The organism is Agromyces sp. NPDC057865, from assembly GCF_042796995.1.
Classification (GTDB): domain Bacteria; phylum Actinomycetota; class Actinomycetes; order Actinomycetales; family Microbacteriaceae; genus Agromyces.
This window is the reverse complement of the sequence record NZ_JBHVMJ010000001.1, coordinates 362145-380458: the sequence shown is the minus strand read 5'-3', so window position 1 is coordinate 380458 and position 18314 is coordinate 362145. Positions and strand designations below refer to the sequence as shown.

The window sequence follows — 18314 nt, the reverse complement described above, 5'->3', positions numbered from 1 at the left end:
ATGCGTCCCTTCACTGGACCGACGTCGAGATTCTCGGGGCACGCGGGCGGTCCGCGCGTGGCGGAGCGACCGCTCGAGCATCCCTCTGGCATCGTCGGTGGTGACCCGTGATGCAGGTTACGAGCGCGTCCGACCTCGCGCTCGAGACTCGGAGGGGCGATGCCGTGAGCTCACCGACGTACCGCAAGAACGCTGTCGCGCACCTCTCGAGTCCTGAGCAGCTGGACACCGCGGTGCGCGTCACCCGGCCCCGCAGCTGGATCGCCCTCGCCGCGGTGGGGCTCCTGCTCGTCGCCTTCGTGGTGTGGTGCCTGGTCGGCAGCGTGCAGACCACGTTCCCCGGCGCCGGCGTGCTGCTCACGCAGTACGGCACCTTCGACAGCGTGTCACCGCAGGCGGGCCAGGTCACGGCGGTGTTCGTCGCACCGGGCGACGACGTGGCGGCGGGCGATCCGCTGGCGGCCGTCGAGACGGCGGATGCCGGCGAGACGACGGTCACGGCCGCGAACGACGGCCGCGTGGTGGAGATGCTGGCGTTCCCGAGCGACCGGATCGAGGCGGGTGCACCGATCGTGACGATCCAGCCCGACGACGACGACCTGCACTGCTTCATCTACGTACCCGTCAGCGGTCGCCAGCCGATCAGGGAGGGCATGCCGGTGCAGATCTCGGTGACCACCATCCCATCGGAGCAGTACGGGCTGCTGCTCGGCACGGTGGAACGGGTCGGGAGCTATCCGGCGACGAGGGAGGGCGTCAACGCCCTGCTGAACAACCGCGACATCACCGAGATCGTCGTCGGCGGCGCACCGGTCATCCAGGTCGAGGTCACGCTCACCCCGGCGTCGACGCCGTCGGGCTACGCGTGGACGTCGGGGGAGGGTCCGCCGGAACCGCTGATCCCCGGCACGCTCATCAACGCCTCGGTGATCACGGCCGTCGAACCACCCATCTCGCTGCTGTTCCCCTCGGATCGGCAGGCGGGATGAACGACGAGGGTGGGGCGACCACCGGGCGGGTGCTCGAGCCACCTCGCCGACGTCGGGTGCGCACGTCGACCGTGCTGCAGATGGACGCGACGGAATGCGGTGCCGCGTCGCTCCGGATGGTCCTCGCGTACCACGGCAGATGGGTGCCGCTCACCGAGCTGCGCCAGGCGAGCGGCGTCTCGCGCGACGGGGTCACGGTGGCCAACGTCCTGCAGGCCGCGCGCGCCTACGGCATGGAGGCGGTGGAGGTCGACGAGGAGGTCGACGAGCTGCGCGCCGAGGACCTTCCGGTGATCGTCTTCTGGGGGTTCAACACCTTCGTCGTGGTCGAGGGGTACGCCCCGGGGCGCTGGTTCCTCAACGATCCGGCGCACGGCACGCGGACCGTCACCGACGAGGAGTTCGATCGGTCGTTCACCGGCGTCGTGCTGCGGATGCGCCCGGGCGACGGGTTCCGGACCGGCGGGACGCCGCCGCGCGTGCTCGCCGCCCTCGCCCGCCGCGTGCGGCACTCGATGGGCGGACTCCTGTTCGCGGTGCTCGCGGGCCTGCTCCTCGTCATCCCCGGCCTCGCCGCAGCCGTGGCCACGAAGGCGTTCGTCGACCAGGTGCTCGTCGAGGAGCAGCCGGGTGCGATCTGGCCACTCCTGGGCCTGCTCACGGGGGCCGCCCTGGTCATCCTCGTGCTGAGCGTGCTGCGCCAGCACTACCTGCTGCGACTCGAGACGAAGCTCGCACTGCACAGCTCGGGCGTGTTCCTCTGGCACGTCCTCCGCCTTCCAGTGTCGTTCTATGCCCAGCGATCGCCGGGCGAGGTCTCGGGCAGGGTCTCCCGGAACGACCGCGTCGCCGTCCTGCTGTCGAGCGAGGTCGCCGCCGTGCTCATCGACTCGGTCGTGGTGGTCTTCTACTTCATCGTGATGGCGGGCTACAGTCCCGGACTCACGCTCGTCGGCGTGGCCGCCGCCGTCGTCAACGTGCTACTGCTGCGGGCGGTCGGACGTCGTCGACGCGACGAGAACCTCCGCGTGCTCCAGGACCGGGGCGCCCTGCTCGGCAGCGCGATGAGCGGCATCCGGTCGATCGAGTCGGTGAAGGCCGCCGGGCGCGAGTCCGACCTGTTCGCCAGGATCGCCGGGCTGCACGCGAAGACCGTCAGCGGCGCGCAGCATCTCGGCATGGCGTCGCTCCCGCTGTTCGTGGTGCCGCCGCTGCTGGCCGCGCTGACCACGGCGGCCATCCTGGGCTGGGGCGGGCTCACGGTCGTTACGGGGGCGATGAGCCTCGGCACCCTGATCGCGTTCCAGCTGCTGATGACCCGCGCGACCGAGCCGATCGGCCGGTTCGTCCAGCTCGGCGGCACGCTGCAGGAGATCAGCGGCGACCTCGAACGGCTCGACGACGTGCTCACGAACCCGGTGGACGACCTCGCCGACCCGCCGTCGCCTCCGAGCTCGACCGGGGCCGCGACGCATCCCGTGCGCCTGACGGGGTGGCTCGAGCTCCGCGACCTGACCTTCGGCTACAGCCCGCTCGAGGCGCCGCTGCTCGACGGCGTGAGCCTCGTGGTGAGGCCCGGGAGCCGCGTCGCGATCGTCGGCGGCTCGGGCAGCGGCAAGTCCACGATCACCCGACTGGTGTCGGGCCTCTTCCGCCCGTGGAGCGGGCAGGTCCTCCTCGACGGCGTGCCGCGCGACGAGTGGCCGCGCGACACAGTGACGACGTCCCTGGCCCTCGTCGACCAGAACATCACGCTCTTCAGTGGCACGGTGCGCGACAACCTCACCCTGTGGGACACGTCGATCCCCGAGCACCGCGTGGTGCAGGCGGCGCACGATGCCTGCATCCACGACCAGATCGCCCGCCGGCCCGACGGCTACCTCACGACGGTACGCGAGAGCGGATCGAACTTCAGCGGCGGCGAGGCGCAACGGCTCGAGATCGCGCGCGCCCTGGTGGGCGAGCCGCGGATCCTCATCCTGGACGAGGCGACGAGCGCGCTCGATCCCACCACCGAGGAGCAGATCGACCGCAACATCCGACGACGCGGCTGCACGACCCTCATCGTGGCCCACCGGCTCAGCACGATCCGGGACTGCGACGAGATCGTCGTCATGGATCGCGGACGCATCGCCGAGCGGGGGACCCACGACGAGATGATCGGCCGCGGCGGCGCCTACGCCAGCCTGTTCGCGGCGGACGGCACGGTGCCGACATGACGGGGGTCGAGGAGACCGCTCGCACGCCCGACGGCGGCGACGTCCTCGAGCTGGGCGCCAACCGGCCGCTCGCGCTGTCGGAACCCGAGGCGTCGTGGCAGGTCGTCCGCGGCACCATCGAGATGTTCGCCGTCGGCCGCGAGGGCGACGGGCCGCGGCTGCACGTCGGCACGGCGATGACCGGGACGACGATGTTCGGCGTCGACGAGACGCGGGCGGGCGGCATCCGCCTCATCGCCGTCGGCGGAGCCGACTCGGCCGTGCGTCGCGATGCGATCGCCGCCCAGGCGGACCGGGATCGCCGCCGGCGGTGGCTCGGCGAGCTCGCCGACGCCCTCGCACCGGCCGACGCGCCCCAGGGGGCCGCGGAACCGGGCGAGCGGGAAGGCGCAGACGAGCGGCTGGGCAGCGCGGTCTCGCTGGTCCGGGAGCGCCGGTTCCGCGACGACGCCGAGCGGGTCCAGTTGCAGCGGAGGAACCACCAGGGCGCCATGGCCGACGGGCTCGAGACCCTCGGCGCGCTCGTGGGGCAGGACGAGGGGTCGCTGCGACGACCCACGGGCGAGGACCCGCTGCTCGGCGCGTTCCGCGTCGTCGCGAGGGCACAGGGCGTGGCGAGCGTGCCCACCCCACCGAGCACGCCCGGCGAGGATCCGCTCCAGGGGCTCGCGCGCGCCTCCGGCGTGCGGACCCGACGGGTGGCGCTCAGCGCGGGATGGTGGCGGGAGGACTCCGGTCCCATGCTCGGCTTCCTCGCCGACGGACATCGTCCGGTCGCGATCCTGCCCGTCGGGTCGGGACGGTACGAGCTCGTGGACACGGCGGCCGGGACGCGGGTGGCCGTCGACGAGCGGCGTGCGGCGGGGGTCGAGCCCGGCGCCTTCGCCGTGTACCGCCCGCTGCCCGACGGCCCGCTGTCCATCGGCCGACTCGTCACGAGCGCGCTCGCCGAGTCGAGGGGCGACCTCGCGCGCCTCGTGGCCACCTCGCTCGCGACCGCCCTGCTCGCGCTGGCCGTCCCGATCGTGACCGGGCTGATCGTGGGCAGCGTCATCCCCGAGGCGGACCTGTCGGAGCTGCTGCAGCTGACGCTGGCGCTGATCGTCGCCGCGCTGGCCGGCGCCGCGTTCCAGCTCACGACGGCGATCGCGGTGCTCCGCATCCAGGGCAGGGTCGACCGCTACCTGGGCCCGGCGATCTGGAGCCGCCTGCTCTCGCTGCCGACCACGTTCTTCCGTCGCTTCACCGCCGGCGATCTCGCCTTCCGCGTGACCTCGGTGGGCACCGTGGTGCAGTTGATCAGCGGCACGGCGGTCACGTCGCTGCTCGGCGGGGTGTTCTCCCTCGTCAGCCTCGGACTCATCTGGTACTACAGCGTCACGTTCGGGATCATCGCCACGGTCCTGATCGGGGCCCTGGTGCTGACGATGCTCCTGGCCGGCCGGCTGCAGCTCCGGCGCATGCGCGCGGTCGAGCGCGTCTCCGGTCGGCTGAGCGGGATGCTGCTCGAGTTCGTGAGCGGCATCGGGAAGCTCCGCGTCGCGGGCGCCCAGGAGCAGGCCTTCCAGTCGTGGGCGTCGTCGTTCAGCCAGAAGCGGGAGCGCTGGAACGGCGTGCGGACCGTCGAGAACCTCGTGGCGGTCGTCAGCGCGGTGTTCCCGGTGGTGTCGTCGATCGTGCTGTTCGCGGTCGTCGGGCTGAGCCAGGCCCAGCCCGTGGCGCCCGACGTGTTCCTCGCGGTCAACGCGGCATACGGCCAGGTCGTCGTCGCCGTGCTCGCGATGGCCCAGTCGACCACCCTGGTCCTGCGGACGGTCCCCGGCCTGCAGCGGGTGCTGCCGGTGATCACCGAGCCGCCCGAGCACGACCTCGCGAAATCCGATCCCGGTCGCCTCCGCGGCACGGTCGAGGTCAGCCGGATCTCGTTCCGCTACCAGGAGGACGGGCCGCTGGTGCTCGACGACGTGTCGATCCGGATCCCGGCGGGCGGCTCGATCGCCCTCGTCGGGCCGTCGGGTTCGGGCAAGTCGACGCTCGGTCGGCTCCTGCTCGGCTTCGAGGAGCCCGACGAGGGACGCGTGTTCTACGACGACCAGGACCTCGCGGGCATCGACGTCCGAGCCGTGCGGCGGCAGCTCGGAGTGGTGCTGCAGGCGGTGGAGCTCCTGCCCGGCACCATCGGCTCGAACATCATCGGCTCCGCGGTCGACCTCACGGTCGACGACGCGTGGCGAGCGGCCGCGGCAGCCGGGCTGGCCGCCGACATCGAGGCGATGCCGATGGGCATGGACACGTCGATCTCGGAGGGCGGCTCGACGCTGTCGGGCGGGCAGCGCCAGCGACTGCTCATCGCGAGGGCGCTGGCGGGCGACCCGCGGATCCTGCTCTTCGACGAGGCGACGAGCGCCCTCGACAACGCGACCCAGTCGATCGTGGCCGAGAGCCTCGCGGGACTGGCCGCGACCCGCATCGTCATCGCACACCGGCTCAGCACGGTGGTCGACGCCGACCGCATCTACTACCTGGAGCGCGGGCGCGTGATGGAGTCGGGCACGTACGAGGAGCTCATGGCGCTGGACGGTCGGTTCGCCGCACAGGCGCGGCGGCAGCTGGCCTGACGTCGTGCAGCGACAGGGGCCTGCCAGTCGGCGAGCCTCATCCACGCCTGAGGTCATCGGCTGCGACGGATGCCGCGACGGCGGCCTCGAGCGCCGCGAGCCGCCGAGCGGGGGAGCCGGAGACCTCCACGACGGTCGTGTGCTCGCCGATGAGGCCGGCGTCGTCGACGAGCTCGAGCAGGAGGTCGTTCATCGCCTCGCGGAGCGCGGGATCCTCGGACCCGTCGACGTCGATGCGATCGGGGCCGGACCCGAGGGGGAGCACGACGAGCAGGTCGACGTGGCGCATTCCTGCCGCCGCCAGCGGCTCGGCCCGTGCGGTGAGGCCGGCCGACCGGCCGCTGCGTCCGAGCTCGTCGAGGGCCATGAGATAGGCGAGGAAGTCGAGCGGCGATCGCTCGGCGATCACTCGCGCGCCCGGAGGGTGTTCGCCCGAACTCCGCACCGCGAGCTGCAGTTGGCGGAAGAAACTGCCCGCGTCGGGCGCCTCGAGGTTCTCGTCGAGCCACTCGTACGGCTCGGGCTCGTGCTCGTACTCGGGATGGGCCGCCAGGAAGTCGGCGATGAGCGTGCTCTTGCCGCTCGCGTGCGTGCCCGCGACCGTGATCCGCATCAGATGAGCGGCGCGTGCGTGGTCGACGCGATGAGCGCGTCGTGACGGCGACGGGCCTCGGTGGCCTCGCCGGCGAGGCGGATCGCCTCGAGGTGCTGCGCGCGACGGCGCACGGCGTGTGCTCGACCCCAGGCCTCGAGCGCGCGGCCGGCGCGGATGGCGGCGGCGGCGATCCCCGTGGCGGGGGAGGCGGGGCGGGTCAGGGTGGCACTCATGACGGGTCCTCCGTTCGTGCGTCGTGTTCGGTTCGTGCGTCGATCTCGGTCGGCGCGTCGTCGTCGGATGCCGCGCCCCGTACGAGCGGGAACGCATTGAGGTGCAGCTGCACCGGGCGAGCGCCCGGTGAGGGGTTGCCGCGGAAGCGGTCGATGTAGCCCTGCACCACGACCTCGACGTCGCGCGCGACCGCGCGCAGCTCGTCGGCCGTGAGGCGGAGGTTCACCGTGTCGCTCGTCGCGGCGTCGATCCACTCGCGGCCGAACGCCTCCTCGCCCTCGGCGAGGAACTCGTGGTAGTTCTGCTGGCGTCCGCGCTCCCACTCGTTGGTGATGAGCTGGGTCGCGAGACGCTCGGCGCTGCCCGGTGCGAAGACGCGGGCGTCGGGAGTGGCGATGCCGCCGGGCCGGCGCTCCCACCAGCGCTCGCGCGCGGTCCCGCGGCCCTTCACCTCCCGCACGAGGCCGTGCTTCTCGAGCTGGCGGAGGTGGTAGCTGGTGGCGCCGCTCGACTCGCCCAGCCGATCGGCGAGGCCGGTCGCGGTGAGCGGGCCATAGGCCGAGAGCTCGTCGAGGATGCGGATGCGGAGCGGGTGCGCCAGCGCCCGCAGGGCCGCCGCATCGAGCACCGCCTCATGCAGTCTCGGGGTCTCGTCGTGCTCGCTCATGATGCAAAGATATCGCTGCAAAGGAGTATTTGCAAGCGTTTCTTTGGAAGCTTGGATGCATCGCGAGGGTCGTCGTCGTGGCATCCGCAACCCTCTGCTGCTCGCGCGCCCCTCGCCGTAGCGTGGCGACGGAGAGTGAGGAGAGACCATGCCCACCTACCGCGTCGGCTACTTCGTCGGGAGCCTGTCGTCGACCTCGATCAACCGCGTGCTGTCGAAGGCGCTCATCCGCGTGGCGCCGTCGGACCTCGAGTTCACCGAGATCCCGATCGGGCGCCTGCCCCTCTACAGCCAGGACTACGACGACGACTACCCGCCCGAGGCCATGGACCTGAAGGCGGCGATCGGACGGTCGGATGCCGTGCTGTTCGTCACGCCCGAGTACAACCGGTCGATCCCAGGTGCCCTGAAGAACGCCATCGACTGGGCCTCACGACCATGGGGCCAGAACTCGTTCGACCACATCCCGGCGGCCGTCATCGGGGCATCCGTCGGTTCGATCGGCACGGCCGTCGCGCAGCAGAGCCTGCGCGCGGTGCTGAGCTTCTGCAACGCGCGGCAGATGACCGCGCCCGAGGCCTACATCCAGTTCTCGCCCGAGGTGTTCACCGACGACGGCGGCATCGCGAAGGAGAGCACCGAGGCGTTCCTGACCGAGTTCATGCGGGAGTTCCGCGTGCACATCGAGCGCGTCCTGACGGTCCTGCCCAGGCAGTGAGGCGACTCCGCCCGCGGTCGTCGGTCGCGCGGGCTCAGAGCAGCACGACGACGCCGGCGATCGCGGATGCCGCGGCGAGCACGAGCGCGATCACGATGAGCACGACGTGCACCGTGTAGAAGCGGGTGCGACGTCCGTCGGCGTCGCGGGCGCGCGGATCGTTCGCGATGCGCGGATAGAACCGCGGCCAGGCGACGACGTTGAAGAGCGCGTTGGCGAACAGCAGGACGGCGGCGAGCACGGGAGCGGACACCCTGCGATCGTAGGCGCCGCGTCGGTGTGTGAAGCCCGAAAGGCCGCCGGCCGCGGCCGAGGGGGAGAATGGCCGACATGATCGACGCGATCCCCGCCCTCACCGAGATGCCGTCGCCGCAGTACGTGATGTGCGCCGACGGACACCGCCTCGCGACGTACCTCTGGGGCGAGGAGGATGCGCCGACCGTGCTCGCCGTGCACGGGTTCGCGTCGAGCTGCCGCGACAACTGGGTGAGCACGGGGTGGGTGCGCGACCTCACCCGCGCGGGCTTCCGGGTGCTCGGCGTCGATCAGCGGGGACACGGCGCGAGCGACAAGCCGCACGACCCCGCGGAGTACACGATGGACGCCCTCGTCGGCGACATCGTGAACGTGCTCGACACGTACCTGCTCGACACCGTGCTCTACGCCGGCTACTCGCTCGGCGCGCGGGTGGGCTGGCAGGTCGCCGTGCAGGTGCCGCACCACGTCGAGCGCGCGGTGCTCGGCGGCATCCCCGACGGGCGTCCGCTCGCGCGCCTGCAGATCGACCAGGCCCGCGCCTATGCCGAGCACGGCACCCCGGTCGACGACAAGGTCACCCAGAACTACGTGACGCTCGCCGAGCGCGTGGCGGGCAACGACCTGCGCGCGCTCATCGCACTCGCCGAGGGGATGCGGCTCGGCGACGCCGATCCCGACCCGTCGAACCCGCCCGAGCAGCGGATCCTGTTCGCCACGGGCTCGGAGGACGCGATCCTCGAGCGGTCGCGGGCGCTCGCCGCGGCCACGCCGAACGGCACGTTCGTCGAGCTGCCCGACCGGCACCACTTCAACGCGCCGGGGTCGCGGGTGTTCCGGAAGGCCGCGATCGAGTTCTTCGACGAGCGCGACTGATCACGTCGCGACGTTCGGCTTCGCCCGGTCCGCGAGCTCGGCGATCAGCACGATGATCGCCAGCACGCCGACGGCGCAGAGGATCACGAGCCCGGATTCGAGCACGAGCGACGCGAGCACGAGCGCGAGGGTCAGCACCAGCGCCGGCACCGCCCAGCGCAGCACCACGCCGAGCGGCCGTCCGAAGCGCAGCGAGATGATCGCGTTCGTCGCGTAGAAGATCGCGATGCCGCCGCAGAGCGAGATGGCGGATGCCGCGGGCAGCGGCGCGCCCGGATCGTGGATCGCGCTCACGAGCGCGCCCGAGATCGCGGTGACGCCGACCACGATGAGGAACGGCAGGAAGCCGACGGTGTCGCGGATCGCCCGGTAGTCGCCCGCCTCCCGCAGGTGCTCGAGCCCCGAGCGCATCGCATCCGTGCCGTACATGAAGAAGGACCAGGCGAGCAGCGAGATGACGCCCAAACCGAGGAGGGCGGTGAGCCCGGAGGCGACCGTGAACGCGTCGTCGAGTGCCGTGACGCTCGACAGCACCGACTCGCCGAGCACGATGACGACGAGCAGCCCGAAGCGCTCCGAGAGGTGTTCCACGTTCATGTTGGGGAGCACGCGGTCGGCCCAGCTCTGGCTGCTCGTGACGAGGAGCGTCACCTCGATGACGATGACGAGCCCCCAGAGCACGAAGTTCCACGGGCTCGGCACCCAGATCGACACCAGCCAGATCAGCGCGGTCACGCCGTTGTAGACGAGCAGGCGGATCCGCGACGCCGTGCCGGCGCCCCACGACTGCGAGATCCAGAGCCCGAGCAGCACGAACCGCAGCGCCGCGTTGCCGGCGGCGAAGAGCCAGGCCCGGTCGCCGGTCGCCTCGGGCGCGGCGACCGCGATCGCCCCCACCGCGAACATCGCCGCGAGCATGACGACGGCGAGCTGCTTGCGCGTGAGCCACGGCATGACGTTCACCGTGAACGTCAGGTTCACCCACGACCACCACACCGACGCGAAGAGCGCCGTGAAGAGCAGCAGCGTCTCGAGGCTCGGATGCTCGTGGAGTCCGAGCGCGAGCTGGCCGACGAGCGCGACGAAGATGAGGTCGAAGAACAGCTCCATCCAGTGCGCGCGCGACGGATCGCGATCGACGGCCCCCTCGAACCGTGCTGCCTCGCTGGTCACGTGGTCCCCCTCCCGTCGCGCGGGATCGCGGTGATGGACACACTAGCCGCGCCATCCGCTCGCTTGACAGTGCCGATGCGTTTGTGGCAAAACTGTTTGCACCATGGAGCAAGGAGGCCCCCAGTGCGCATCGTCATCGTCGGAGCGGGGATCGGCGGACTCGTCGCCGCCCTCAGCCTGCACGCCGCCGGACAACGGGACATCCAGGTCGTCGAGCGGGTGCGCGAGCTGCGGCCCCTCGGCGTCGGCATCAACCTGCTGCCGCACGCGGTGCGCGAGCTCAGCGAGCTCGGCATGGGGGAGCAGGTGGCGGGCATCGGCGTCGCACCCGGCCGGCTCGCGTACTTCAACCGCCACGGCCAGCCGATCTGGAGCGAGCCGCGCGGCCTCGAGGCCGGCTATCGCTGGCCGCAGCTGTCGGTGCATCGCGGCGAGTTCCAGCTGCTCCTCGTCGAGGAGGTCGAGCGACGACTCGGCGCCGGCACGGTACGCCAGGGCCTGCGACTGATCGCGGTCGACCATGGCGCCGGCGACGGCCGCACCGATGTGGCGCGCTTCGTCGACGCATCCGGTGCGACGGTCTCGATGGAGGCCGACGTGATCGTCGCGGCCGACGGCATCCACTCCGCGCTCCGCCGGCAGCACCATCCCGACGAGGGCGACCCCGTGTGGAACGGGCTCGTGCTCTGGCGCGGCACGGCGGTCGTGCCCGCCTACCTCGACGGCCGCACGATGATCATGGCGGGCGACGGCGAGCAGAAGTTCGTCGCGTACCCGCTGGCGGCACCGGATGCCCCGGCCGGGAGGTCGCGGGTCAACTTCATCGCCGAACGCCGCGCCGCCGAGGGCGCCGAGGCGCAGTCCGACTGGAACCGCCCGGTCGACCCCGCGCCCATCGTCGACCTGTTCGCCGACTGGCGGTTCGACTGGCTCGACGTGCCGTCGGTCATCGCCTCGGCGGAGCGCATCCTCGAGTACCCGATGGTCGACCGCGACCCGATCCCGCGGTGGACGTTCGGGCGCACCGTGCTGCACGGCGACGCGGCGCACGCGATGTACCCGAACGGGTCGAACGGCGCCTCGCAGGCGATCCTCGACGCGCGCACCCTCGCGCACCGGTTGGCGACCGAGCCGACCGTCGAGGGCGCGCTCGCCGCCTACGAGGACGAGCGCCGCCCGGCCACGGCACGCCTGCTCGAGATGACCCGGCGCCTCGGACCCGAGCAGGTCATGCAGCTCGCCTACGAACGTGCGCCGGGCGGCTTCGCCGACATCCACGACGTGATCCCGCAGGTGCAGCTCGAGCACATCGCTCGCGACTACAAGGTCGCCGCGGGCTTCGACCCGACGCGCCTCAACGAGCGATCCTCGCTCAGCGCGTCGGCGACGTCCTCGCAGGGGGTGTGACGGATGCCGCACACCGCCGCCAGGCTCGGCAGCCTCATCTCACCGCTCCGACGTTCGCTGCTGCGGGTCGCCAGGTCGGCCGAGCACCTGCCCGAGATCCCCGACGCGCAGATCGAGGTCCTCCGGGCACTTCCCGCCGGGCGCGAGTCCTCTCCGGGGGAACTCGCCGACGAGCTGGGCCTCAGCCGCCCGACGATCAGCAACCTGCTGCGCGACATGGAGCGCGCGAAGCTCGTGACGCGGCGGGGCGCGACCGACGACCGCCGCCGCGTGGTCGTCGCGGCATCCGATCGGGCCCTCGACCTGCTCGCGCGATTCGACCGGGCCAGCGCCGACGTGCTCGCCGAGGTGCTCGGACGGCTCAGCGACGACGACCGGCGCGCCCTCGACGCCGCCCTGCCCGCACTCGAGCGACTGCGCGACGCCGTCGAGGACGCGTCGCACCACCGCGCCGAAGGAGGCCCCCGATGATCCCGGAACCGCCGCCCACCGGGCTCGACCGGGTGTTCCGCGCCGAGGTCGTCGCCGGCGAGGTCGAGGACCACGGCGTCACGCGCGCCGGCCACCGCCGCGTGATCCCCATCCTCGGCGGGCGCCTCTTGCACGGCGTCGAGGCCGAACTCCTGCCCGTTGGCGCCGACTGGCAGGTGGTGCACGACGACGGCGTGCTCGAGATCGACACGAGGTACTCGGCGCGCACCGCCGACGGCGGCCTGCTGCACCTGCGCACGCGCGGCGTCCGCTCGGGCCCGCCCGACGTGCTCGAAGCGCTGCTGCGCAGAGCGCCGGTCGCGGCATCCGATTACTACTTCCGCATCGTCGTCACCGTCGAGACCTCGATCCCCGAGTTGCGTCATCTGCAGGACTCGCTGCTCGTCGCGGCCGCCGCGCGCAGCGCGGACCGCGTGGTCTACGACGCGTACCGCGTGCGATGATGCGTCGGGCCGGCCTCAGCCCACGGATGCCCCGGTGGCGACGACGAGCCGGTCGATCGTGTCCGTCCAGCCCTCGCGCACGCCGCGGGCGAGCCATGCCTGCAGCCGTTCGGTGTCGACGTCCGCCGGGAACTCGAGGCGGAACACGAGCTCGGTGCGCTCGCCGAGGTCGTTGAGCAGCACGGTCGCGAGCGGCGCCTCGGCGGCCTCGGGGTCGGCCGGGTCGAGCTCGGGCCATCCGCCCACGGCACCCCAGGTGAACACGAGCCGCCGAGGTGGGTCGATCACGCGGTAGACGCCGCCCGTGACGTAGGACGTGTCGTCGCTGATCACCATCCGCTGCCGCCAGGCGCCGCCGACCCGGAGGTCGACCGCGACCGGATCGGCGCCCGGGTCGTGGTCGGGGTTGAAGAACCAGCCGAGGTGCGCGGGATCCGTCCAGGCGCGCCAGACCGCCTCGCGTCGGGCGCCGAGCAGTCGGGTGATCGTGAAGCCCCGGTCGGTGGTCGTCATCGTTCCTCCTCCAGTTGCGCGGCGAGGCGGTCGAACCGGTCCTCGAAGAACTCGCGGAACGGCGCCATCCACGCGTCGGCGGCGCGCAGCCCGTCGACGTCGAGGCGGCACGGTCGCCAGGTGCCGGTGCGGCCCTTGGTGATGAGCCCGGCCGACTCGAGCACGCGCAGGTGCCGGGAGATCGCAGGAGCGCTCACCGCATGCGGCGCCGACAGCTCGCCCACCGTCGCCTCGCCCTGCGCGAGCCGCGAGAGCATCGCGCGGCGGATCGGGTCGGAGAGCGCCCCGAAGACCCGGCTGATCCGGTCGTCCTCGGCGGCGAGCTCCTTAGTTAACATTATGGTTAACTATCGTCGAGGGGGTCGCCGCTGTCAAGGCCCGGTGTCAGGATCGACGCATGAGCACCTGGACGAGCGACGAGCTCGACCGCATCGGGGGAGCGGAGGAGCTGCGCGTCTCCTCCCGACGCCGGGACGGCAGCTTCAGCAAGCCGATCATCATCTGGGTTGCGCGCGTCGGCGACGACCTCTTCGTGCGGAGCGCGTACGGGCCCGACAACCCCTGGTACGTCAACGCGCTGGCCCGTGGTCGCGGCCGGATCTCCGCCGGTGGCGTCGAACGCGAGGTCGACTTCGCGGATGCCTCGGGCACCGACCCCGAGACGATCGACGACGAGTACCACGCGAAGTACGACCCGATCAGCAGCCCGCGCATCGTCGCGACGGTCGTGGGCGAGCGGGTGCATCCGCTCACGCTGCGGCTCGACGCGCGCGACTGACGAGACGTACGGCGTTCGCGGCGCCGCGCGCCCCTCAGTCGAGTGGCTCGATGAGCGTCGCGTCGTCGGGGTTCGCGGTGCGCGAGTTGTTGACCTTGCGGTCGACCTCGTAGCTCGAGATCGACGACGCGACCTTGTCGGACTCGCCCGTGAGCAGCGCGACCATGTCCGCCTTGCCGGCGTCGTCGAGCTTCACCGGAGCGAGGTACTCGTCCCACACGTCGGGCTCGAGGAACACCGGCATGCGGTCGTGGATCTCGCCCGAGGCATCCTTCGCCTCGCGGGTGATGATCGACATCGAGACCTCCCACTCGTCGTCGACCTTGCGCGCCGTGTAGATGCCGGCGGCGGCGAGGAGGGGGGCATCGCCGTGCAGGAACCACGCCTGCTTGCTCCCCGGCTCGCCCGTCCACTCGTAGTAGCCGCGCATCGGCACGAGGCAGCGGGAGGAGGCGAAGGCGCCCTTCCACAGTCCGTTCGTGGCGACCGTCTCGATGCGCGTGTTGAACTGCGGCCGCTTCGAGTCCTTCATGAAGGAGGGATGGAAGTTCCACACCGCGGCGTCGACCGAGCGCGTGACCTCGCCCGTGTCGGAGTTCTTGCGCTCGCGCACGATCGGCACGACCTGCGTGGGCGCGATCGAGTAGGAGGGCCTCCAGTCGCGGTAGTCGCCGCCCTCGGCGACGAACTCCTGGATCATCTCGTCGACCTTGGCGTCGTTCGCGAAGCGTCCGCACATGCTGCCAGTCTGCACCCGGCCGCCGACACGGGGTACCCGTGGGGGAAGGTCCTAGGCGCCCTGCGCCAGCACGAGCACCCGGGCGTTGGGCAGCGCCGCGAGGAACGCCCCCGGCACGAGCAGCTTCGACCCGCGGATGCCGCTGCCGATGATGAGCCGCTCGTGCGTCGCGACCGACTCGTCGATGAGGAGCGGCCAGTCGGCGGGCAGCCCGATCGGCGTGATCCCGCCGTACTCCATGGCGGTCTGGGCGACGGCGTCGTCCATCGACGCGAACGAGAGCTTGCGTGCGTCGAGGTGGCGCCGCACGACGCCGTTCACGTCGGCCCGGTCGGAGCCGCGCACGAGGCACGCGGCGTACCAGGTGCGCTCGCCGCGGCGGGCCTGCACGACGACGCAGTTGGCGCCGTCGGCCATCGAGATCTCGTAGTGCTCGCAGAAGGCGGCCGTGTCGGCGAGGCCCGGGTCGATCTCCGCGACGAGGGCGCCCCCGGCATCCGTCGTCGACTCGGCGTCGGTCGCGGCGAGGGCCTCGGCCGTCGAGGCGGCGAGCAGGTCGGGACGGGCGAGAGCGGGCACGAAGTCGAGCGTTCCGAAGCGCATGCAGCGAGCCTACGCGTCGACGGTCAGCGTGGTCCCGGCGGATCGGGCTCCCCGGGCCGCGTCTGGGCGTCCTCCGCGATGTCGATGCGCGTGACGCCGTCGTGCTCCGAGACCTCGACCTGTGCCGGCAGGTCCGCCGGGTCCACGATCTCGCCGACCTCGTCGTCGCGGTCGTTCCGCTCACTCATCGGCGTCGTCTCGCGCGGGTTCGGGTGCACCCCCCGAGGCGGTGTCCGCGGCGACGGTCTCGTCTCCGGCGGGGACCTCCTCGGGCAGCGGGATCTCGTCGCCGCTCGGCCGGCCTTCGTCGGGACGCCTGCCGTCGTCGGGGTTCTCGCCCGGGCCGTCCTCGGGCCGGGTGGGGGTGATCTCGGGGTCGGACATGGGACTCCTCTCGCACGGATGCGTCGACGCTAGGTCGCCTGCCGCCGCGGCGTCGAGGGCCTTGCCGGGCGCGGGTCGGCGGGGTATGCAGCACGCGCGTCGGCCCAGCGCGACTCCGCTCGGCGACCTCTTGCGGCGCACCGACGCCCCGAGGAGGATGCGAACATGCCCGAGAGCCTTCGGGATCCGCACCCGCCTGAGCGGCACCACGAGCCCGAGCCCGGACCGCCGCCGATGATCGTCGGGGTCGACGGTTCCGAGTCCTCGGTCGCAGCCCTGCGCTACGCGGTCGGACTCGCGCCGCGTCTCGACCTGCGCGTACGGGCGCTCGCCGTGTGGAACTACCCGTCGTTCATGTACGGCGGCTACTACCCCACACCCGACTGGACGCCCGAGGAGGACGCCGAGAAGATCGTGAAGCGGGCCGCCGAGGAGGTCTTCGAGGGGGAGGCGCCCGACTGGTTCGGCATCCGCACGCGTCGCGGGCGAGCGGCCGAGGTGCTCATCGACGAGTCGACCTCGGCCGAGATGCTCGTGCTCGGCAGCCGCGGGCACGGCGGCTTCGCCGGACTCCTGCTCGGGTCGGTCAGCTCGGCGTGCGCCGAGCACGCGCACTGCCCGGTCCTCGTCGTGCACGGCCGGTGAGCGGATGCCGCGGCCGGCTGTCAGCGCGGTGGTGCACACTGGACGCGTGATCGCCGAGCACGAGCTGACCTGGAGCCCGCGGCATCCGACCGACCTGCTGCAGACGATCGGCACCCTGCGTCGCGGGCCGGCCGACCCCACGTATCACCGTGACGGCTCGGGCGTGGTCTGGCGAACGACGCGCACCGACGAGGGCGTCGCGACGCTGCGCTTCACGCAGCCCGCCGCCGACGTGCTGCGCTGCGAGGCGTGGGGACCGGGCGCGAAGGCCGCGGTCGCGACGGCGCCCGACGTGCTCGGGGAACGCGACGACCCCGCGACCTTCACGCCGCGGATCGGGTTGCTCGACGACGCGCACCGGCGCAACCCCGGCCTGCGCATCCCGCGCACCGGTCGGGTGTTCGAGTCGCTCGTGCCCGCGATCCTGGAGCAGAAGGTGATCACGCTGCAGGCGCACGAGTCGTGGCGCACGCTCGTCTGGCGATTCGGCGACGAGGCGCCCGGTCCGACGCCGCGCCGCATGCGGGTGGCGCCGTCGCCGTCCCGCTGGGCATCCATCCCGTCCTGGGAGTGGCACCGGGCCGGCGTCGACCCGCGGCGGTCTCGCACGATCGTGAACGCCGCCCGGTACGCGTCGCGCCTCGAGGAGGCGGCGGGCATGAGCACCACGGATGCCGCGGCTCGCCTGACCCTCATGCCCGGCGTGGGCGCGTGGACCGCGGCCGAGGTCGCCCAGCGCGCGTTCGGCGACGCCGACGCGCTCTCGGTGGGCGACTACCACCTCTCGAACTACCTCGGCCACGCGCTCTGGGGCCGCGACATGACCGACGACGAGATGCTCGAGGCGATGACGCCCTGGGCCGGTCACCGCTACCGCGTGGTGCGCCTGCTCGAGGAGGCCGGCGTCCGCGGCCGCCCGAGACGCGGGCCGCGGATGTCGTTCGTCGACCACCGGGCGATCTGACCGCCGTACCCCCGCCGCACCCTCGCCGACCCGCCTCACCCCGACACGATCGGAGCACGATGCACTACGGACACGAGCTGCAGTTCGGCACCTTCGTCACGCCCCGCAACGATCCGCCCGACTTCGCGGTGCGGCTCGCAGTGCTCGCCGAGGCGTCGGGCTACGACCTCGTGACGTTCCAGGATCATCCGTACCAGCCGCGGTTCCACGACACGTCGACCCTGCTCGCGTGGGTGGCGGCGAGGACCGAACGGGTGCACCTCGCCGCGAACGTCGCCAACCTGCCGCTGCGCCAGCCCGCCGTGCTCGCCCGGGCGACCGCGAGCCTCGACCTGCTCTCGGAAGGCCGATTCGAGCTCGCCCTCGGCGCCGGCGCCTTCTGGGACGCGATCGAGGCGATGGGCGGACGCCGCCTTTCACCCGGACAGGCCGTCGACGCGCTCTCGGAGGCGATCGACATCATCCGCGGCATCTGGGACCCCGCGGATCGCACGCGCCTCGAGGTCGACGGCGCGTACCACCACGTGAGCGGAGCCAAGCGCGGACCCGCTCCGGCGCACGACATCCCGATCTGGATCGGTGCGGTGAAGCCGCGGATGCTGCGCCTCACCGGCCGCAAGGGCGACGGCTGGGTGCCGTCGCTCGCCCGCCTCGAGCCAGGCGCGCTCGCCGACGGGAACGCGCGCATCGACGACGCGGCGGCCGACGCCGGACGCGATCCGAGCGAGATCCGGCGCCTGCTCAACGTGGGCGGGCGATTCTCCGACGGGGGCGCCGGCGGGTTCCTCGACGGGCCGCCCGCGCAGTGGGTCGACGACCTGCTGCCCTACGCGATCGACGACGGCATCGCGACCTTCATCCTCGCGAGCGATGACGCGGCGACGATCGAGCGCTTCGCCGCCGAGGTCGCGCCGGCGCTGCGCGAGGCGGTCGCGAGCGAGCTGCGCCGCTGACAAGCCGGCCGAGAATCGGCGACGCGGACAGGAGTCTTCCTCTGGCGAC

The 18314-nt window shown here is 72.2% G+C and carries 23 protein-coding genes; 12 read left to right on the top strand and 11 right to left on the bottom strand.

From position 1 onward, the window contains the following. Positions 1 to 164 precede the first annotated feature (164 nt). From ACFVN5_RS01685 to ACFVN5_RS01675, 3 genes are read left to right on the top strand one after another with little or no spacing between them, the layout of a single operon-like run. On the top strand, positions 165 to 989 hold the full coding sequence (locus ACFVN5_RS01685; protein ID WP_376952905.1) for an HlyD family efflux transporter periplasmic adaptor subunit: 825 nt from the start codon (positions 165 to 167) through the stop codon (positions 987 to 989). Next, positions 986 to 3208 (top strand): NHLP family bacteriocin export ABC transporter peptidase/permease/ATPase subunit, encoded by a 2223-nt coding sequence (locus ACFVN5_RS01680; protein ID WP_376952904.1) that lies wholly within the window; start codon positions 986 to 988, stop codon positions 3206 to 3208. Before ACFVN5_RS01685 ends, ACFVN5_RS01680 begins: the two co-directional genes overlap by 4 nt. Further along, positions 3205 to 5826: an NHLP bacteriocin export ABC transporter permease/ATPase subunit gene (locus ACFVN5_RS01675; protein WP_376952903.1), complete on the top strand. Its 2622-nt coding sequence runs from the start codon at positions 3205 to 3207 to the stop codon at positions 5824 to 5826. The genes ACFVN5_RS01680 and ACFVN5_RS01675 overlap by 4 nt, the downstream gene beginning before the upstream one ends. Positions 5827 to 5863: 37 nt before the next feature. On the opposite strand, the gene ACFVN5_RS01670 is transcribed toward ACFVN5_RS01675, so the two are convergent. Genes ACFVN5_RS01670 through ACFVN5_RS01660 form a run of 3 tightly spaced genes read right to left on the bottom strand, consistent with a single transcriptional unit; the run spans position 5864 to position 7322 of the window. Further along, a complete protein-coding gene (locus ACFVN5_RS01670; RefSeq protein WP_376952902.1) occupies positions 5864 to 6439 on the bottom strand; it encodes a hypothetical protein in 576 nt (191 codons plus the stop codon). Then, positions 6439 to 6654, bottom strand: coding sequence for a hypothetical protein (locus tag ACFVN5_RS01665; RefSeq protein WP_376952901.1), 216 nt, complete (start codon positions 6652 to 6654; stop codon positions 6439 to 6441). Before ACFVN5_RS01665 ends, ACFVN5_RS01670 begins: the two co-directional genes overlap by 1 nt. Beyond that, a complete protein-coding gene (locus ACFVN5_RS01660; RefSeq protein WP_376952900.1) occupies positions 6651 to 7322 on the bottom strand; it encodes a helix-turn-helix domain-containing protein in 672 nt (223 codons plus the stop codon). Before ACFVN5_RS01660 ends, ACFVN5_RS01665 begins: the two co-directional genes overlap by 4 nt. Before the next feature lie 148 nt (positions 7323 to 7470). Between ACFVN5_RS01660 and ACFVN5_RS01655 the strand changes: the two genes are divergently transcribed. Then, positions 7471 to 8040, top strand: a complete 570-nt coding sequence (locus ACFVN5_RS01655) for an NADPH-dependent FMN reductase (protein ID WP_376952899.1) — start codon at positions 7471 to 7473, stop codon at positions 8038 to 8040. A gap of 34 nt (positions 8041 to 8074) precedes the next feature. Here ACFVN5_RS01655 and ACFVN5_RS01650 read toward each other — a convergent pair whose 3' ends face one another. Further along, positions 8075 to 8293 carry an SCO4848 family membrane protein gene (locus tag ACFVN5_RS01650; protein ID WP_376952898.1) on the bottom strand — a complete coding sequence of 73 codons (219 nt, stop codon included), beginning with the start codon at positions 8291 to 8293 and terminating at the stop codon, positions 8075 to 8077. A 77-nt stretch (positions 8294 to 8370) separates the two neighbouring features. Here ACFVN5_RS01650 and ACFVN5_RS01645 point away from each other — a divergent pair, with 77 nt between their 5' ends. Further along, the gene (locus ACFVN5_RS01645) at positions 8371 to 9171 is read left to right on the top strand and encodes an alpha/beta fold hydrolase (RefSeq protein ID WP_376952897.1); all 801 of its coding nucleotides are present in this window, start codon (positions 8371 to 8373) and stop codon (positions 9169 to 9171) included. Here the strand turns inward: ACFVN5_RS01645 and ACFVN5_RS01640 are convergent, their stop codons facing one another. Next, complete coding sequence (locus tag ACFVN5_RS01640; protein WP_376952896.1) at positions 9172 to 10344, bottom strand: low temperature requirement protein A; 1173 nt, start codon at positions 10342 to 10344, stop codon at positions 9172 to 9174. Positions 10345 to 10467: 123 nt separating this feature from the next. On the opposite strand from ACFVN5_RS01640, the gene ACFVN5_RS01635 reads away from it, so the two are divergent. From ACFVN5_RS01635 to ACFVN5_RS01625, 3 genes are read left to right on the top strand one after another with little or no spacing between them, the layout of a single operon-like run. Then, complete coding sequence (locus ACFVN5_RS01635; RefSeq protein WP_376952894.1) at positions 10468 to 11751, top strand: flavin-dependent oxidoreductase; 1284 nt, start codon at positions 10468 to 10470, stop codon at positions 11749 to 11751. A 3-nt stretch (positions 11752 to 11754) separates the two neighbouring features. Next, positions 11755 to 12222, top strand: a complete 468-nt coding sequence (locus tag ACFVN5_RS01630) for a MarR family winged helix-turn-helix transcriptional regulator (RefSeq protein WP_376952892.1) — start codon at positions 11755 to 11757, stop codon at positions 12220 to 12222. Beyond that, positions 12219 to 12686 (top strand): DUF3237 domain-containing protein, encoded by a 468-nt coding sequence (locus ACFVN5_RS01625; RefSeq protein ID WP_376952890.1) that lies wholly within the window; start codon positions 12219 to 12221, stop codon positions 12684 to 12686. Before ACFVN5_RS01630 ends, ACFVN5_RS01625 begins: the two co-directional genes overlap by 4 nt. 15 nt (positions 12687 to 12701) lie before the next feature. Here ACFVN5_RS01625 and ACFVN5_RS01620 read toward each other — a convergent pair whose 3' ends face one another. Then, a complete protein-coding gene (locus ACFVN5_RS01620; RefSeq protein ID WP_376952889.1) occupies positions 12702 to 13199 on the bottom strand; it encodes an SRPBCC domain-containing protein in 498 nt (165 codons plus the stop codon). Next, a complete protein-coding gene (locus ACFVN5_RS01615; protein ID WP_376952888.1) occupies positions 13196 to 13537 on the bottom strand; it encodes an ArsR/SmtB family transcription factor in 342 nt (113 codons plus the stop codon). The genes ACFVN5_RS01620 and ACFVN5_RS01615 overlap by 4 nt, the downstream gene beginning before the upstream one ends. Before the next feature lie 59 nt (positions 13538 to 13596). On the opposite strand from ACFVN5_RS01615, the gene ACFVN5_RS01610 reads away from it, so the two are divergent. Continuing rightward, entirely contained in the window at positions 13597 to 13977 is a 381-nt protein-coding gene (locus ACFVN5_RS01610) for a DUF2255 family protein (RefSeq protein ID WP_376952887.1), read from the top strand. A gap of 34 nt (positions 13978 to 14011) precedes the next feature. On the opposite strand, the gene ACFVN5_RS01605 is transcribed toward ACFVN5_RS01610, so the two are convergent. From ACFVN5_RS01605 to ACFVN5_RS01590, 4 genes are read right to left on the bottom strand one after another with little or no spacing between them, the layout of a single operon-like run. After that, positions 14012 to 14716: an SOS response-associated peptidase gene (locus ACFVN5_RS01605; protein WP_376952886.1), complete on the bottom strand. Its 705-nt coding sequence runs from the start codon at positions 14714 to 14716 to the stop codon at positions 14012 to 14014. 51 nt (positions 14717 to 14767) lie between these two features. Further along, positions 14768 to 15319 (bottom strand): YbaK/EbsC family protein, encoded by a 552-nt coding sequence (locus ACFVN5_RS01600; protein WP_376952885.1) that lies wholly within the window; start codon positions 15317 to 15319, stop codon positions 14768 to 14770. A 23-nt stretch (positions 15320 to 15342) separates the two neighbouring features. Further along, the gene (locus ACFVN5_RS01595; RefSeq protein ID WP_376952884.1) at positions 15343 to 15507 is read right to left on the bottom strand and encodes a hypothetical protein; all 165 of its coding nucleotides are present in this window, start codon (positions 15505 to 15507) and stop codon (positions 15343 to 15345) included. After that, positions 15500 to 15703 (bottom strand): hypothetical protein, encoded by a 204-nt coding sequence (locus ACFVN5_RS01590; protein ID WP_376952883.1) that lies wholly within the window; start codon positions 15701 to 15703, stop codon positions 15500 to 15502. The genes ACFVN5_RS01595 and ACFVN5_RS01590 overlap by 8 nt, the downstream gene beginning before the upstream one ends. A gap of 165 nt (positions 15704 to 15868) precedes the next feature. On the opposite strand from ACFVN5_RS01590, the gene ACFVN5_RS01585 reads away from it, so the two are divergent. Genes ACFVN5_RS01585 through ACFVN5_RS01575 form a run of 3 tightly spaced genes read left to right on the top strand, consistent with a single transcriptional unit; the run spans position 15869 to position 18265 of the window. After that, complete coding sequence (locus ACFVN5_RS01585; protein WP_376952882.1) at positions 15869 to 16348, top strand: universal stress protein; 480 nt, start codon at positions 15869 to 15871, stop codon at positions 16346 to 16348. A 46-nt stretch (positions 16349 to 16394) separates the two neighbouring features. Beyond that, the gene (locus tag ACFVN5_RS01580; protein ID WP_376952881.1) at positions 16395 to 17312 is read left to right on the top strand and encodes a DNA-3-methyladenine glycosylase family protein; all 918 of its coding nucleotides are present in this window, start codon (positions 16395 to 16397) and stop codon (positions 17310 to 17312) included. Positions 17313 to 17371: 59 nt separating this feature from the next. After that, entirely contained in the window at positions 17372 to 18265 is an 894-nt protein-coding gene (locus ACFVN5_RS01575) for an LLM class flavin-dependent oxidoreductase (RefSeq protein WP_376952880.1), read from the top strand. Positions 18266 to 18314: the final 49 nt, after the last annotated feature.

What these genes read in the sequence shown, in the direction of transcription:
- ACFVN5_RS01590 (WP_376952883.1), bottom strand. Translation starts at nt 15,703, where the DNA reads ATGTCCGACCCCGAGATCACCCCCACCCGGCCCGAGGACGGCCCGGGC.
- ACFVN5_RS01585 (WP_376952882.1), top strand. Translation starts at nt 15,869, where the DNA reads ATGCCCGAGAGCCTTCGGGATCCGCACCCGCCTGAGCGGCACCACGAG.
- ACFVN5_RS01680 (WP_376952904.1), top strand. Translation starts at nt 986, where the DNA reads ATGAACGACGAGGGTGGGGCGACCACCGGGCGGGTGCTCGAGCCACCT.
- ACFVN5_RS01665 (WP_376952901.1), bottom strand. Translation starts at nt 6,654, where the DNA reads ATGAGTGCCACCCTGACCCGCCCCGCCTCCCCCGCCACGGGGATCGCC.
- ACFVN5_RS01655 (WP_376952899.1), top strand. Translation starts at nt 7,471, where the DNA reads ATGCCCACCTACCGCGTCGGCTACTTCGTCGGGAGCCTGTCGTCGACC.
- ACFVN5_RS01605 (WP_376952886.1), bottom strand. Translation starts at nt 14,716, where the DNA reads ATGTGCGGACGCTTCGCGAACGACGCCAAGGTCGACGAGATGATCCAG.
- ACFVN5_RS01595 (WP_376952884.1), bottom strand. Translation starts at nt 15,507, where the DNA reads ATGAGTGAGCGGAACGACCGCGACGACGAGGTCGGCGAGATCGTGGAC.
- ACFVN5_RS01645 (WP_376952897.1), top strand. Translation starts at nt 8,371, where the DNA reads ATGATCGACGCGATCCCCGCCCTCACCGAGATGCCGTCGCCGCAGTAC.
- ACFVN5_RS01610 (WP_376952887.1), top strand. Translation starts at nt 13,597, where the DNA reads ATGAGCACCTGGACGAGCGACGAGCTCGACCGCATCGGGGGAGCGGAG.
- ACFVN5_RS01575 (WP_376952880.1), top strand. Translation starts at nt 17,372, where the DNA reads ATGCACTACGGACACGAGCTGCAGTTCGGCACCTTCGTCACGCCCCGC.
- ACFVN5_RS01675 (WP_376952903.1), top strand. Translation starts at nt 3,205, where the DNA reads ATGACGGGGGTCGAGGAGACCGCTCGCACGCCCGACGGCGGCGACGTC.
- ACFVN5_RS01600 (WP_376952885.1), bottom strand. Translation starts at nt 15,319, where the DNA reads ATGCGCTTCGGAACGCTCGACTTCGTGCCCGCTCTCGCCCGTCCCGAC.
- ACFVN5_RS01620 (WP_376952889.1), bottom strand. Translation starts at nt 13,199, where the DNA reads ATGACGACCACCGACCGGGGCTTCACGATCACCCGACTGCTCGGCGCC.
- ACFVN5_RS01615 (WP_376952888.1), bottom strand. Translation starts at nt 13,537, where the DNA reads ATGTTAACTAAGGAGCTCGCCGCCGAGGACGACCGGATCAGCCGGGTC.
- ACFVN5_RS01670 (WP_376952902.1), bottom strand. Translation starts at nt 6,439, where the DNA reads ATGCGGATCACGGTCGCGGGCACGCACGCGAGCGGCAAGAGCACGCTC.
- ACFVN5_RS01630 (WP_376952892.1), top strand. Translation starts at nt 11,755, where the DNA reads ATGCCGCACACCGCCGCCAGGCTCGGCAGCCTCATCTCACCGCTCCGA.
- ACFVN5_RS01625 (WP_376952890.1), top strand. Translation starts at nt 12,219, where the DNA reads ATGATCCCGGAACCGCCGCCCACCGGGCTCGACCGGGTGTTCCGCGCC.
- ACFVN5_RS01660 (WP_376952900.1), bottom strand. Translation starts at nt 7,322, where the DNA reads ATGAGCGAGCACGACGAGACCCCGAGACTGCATGAGGCGGTGCTCGAT.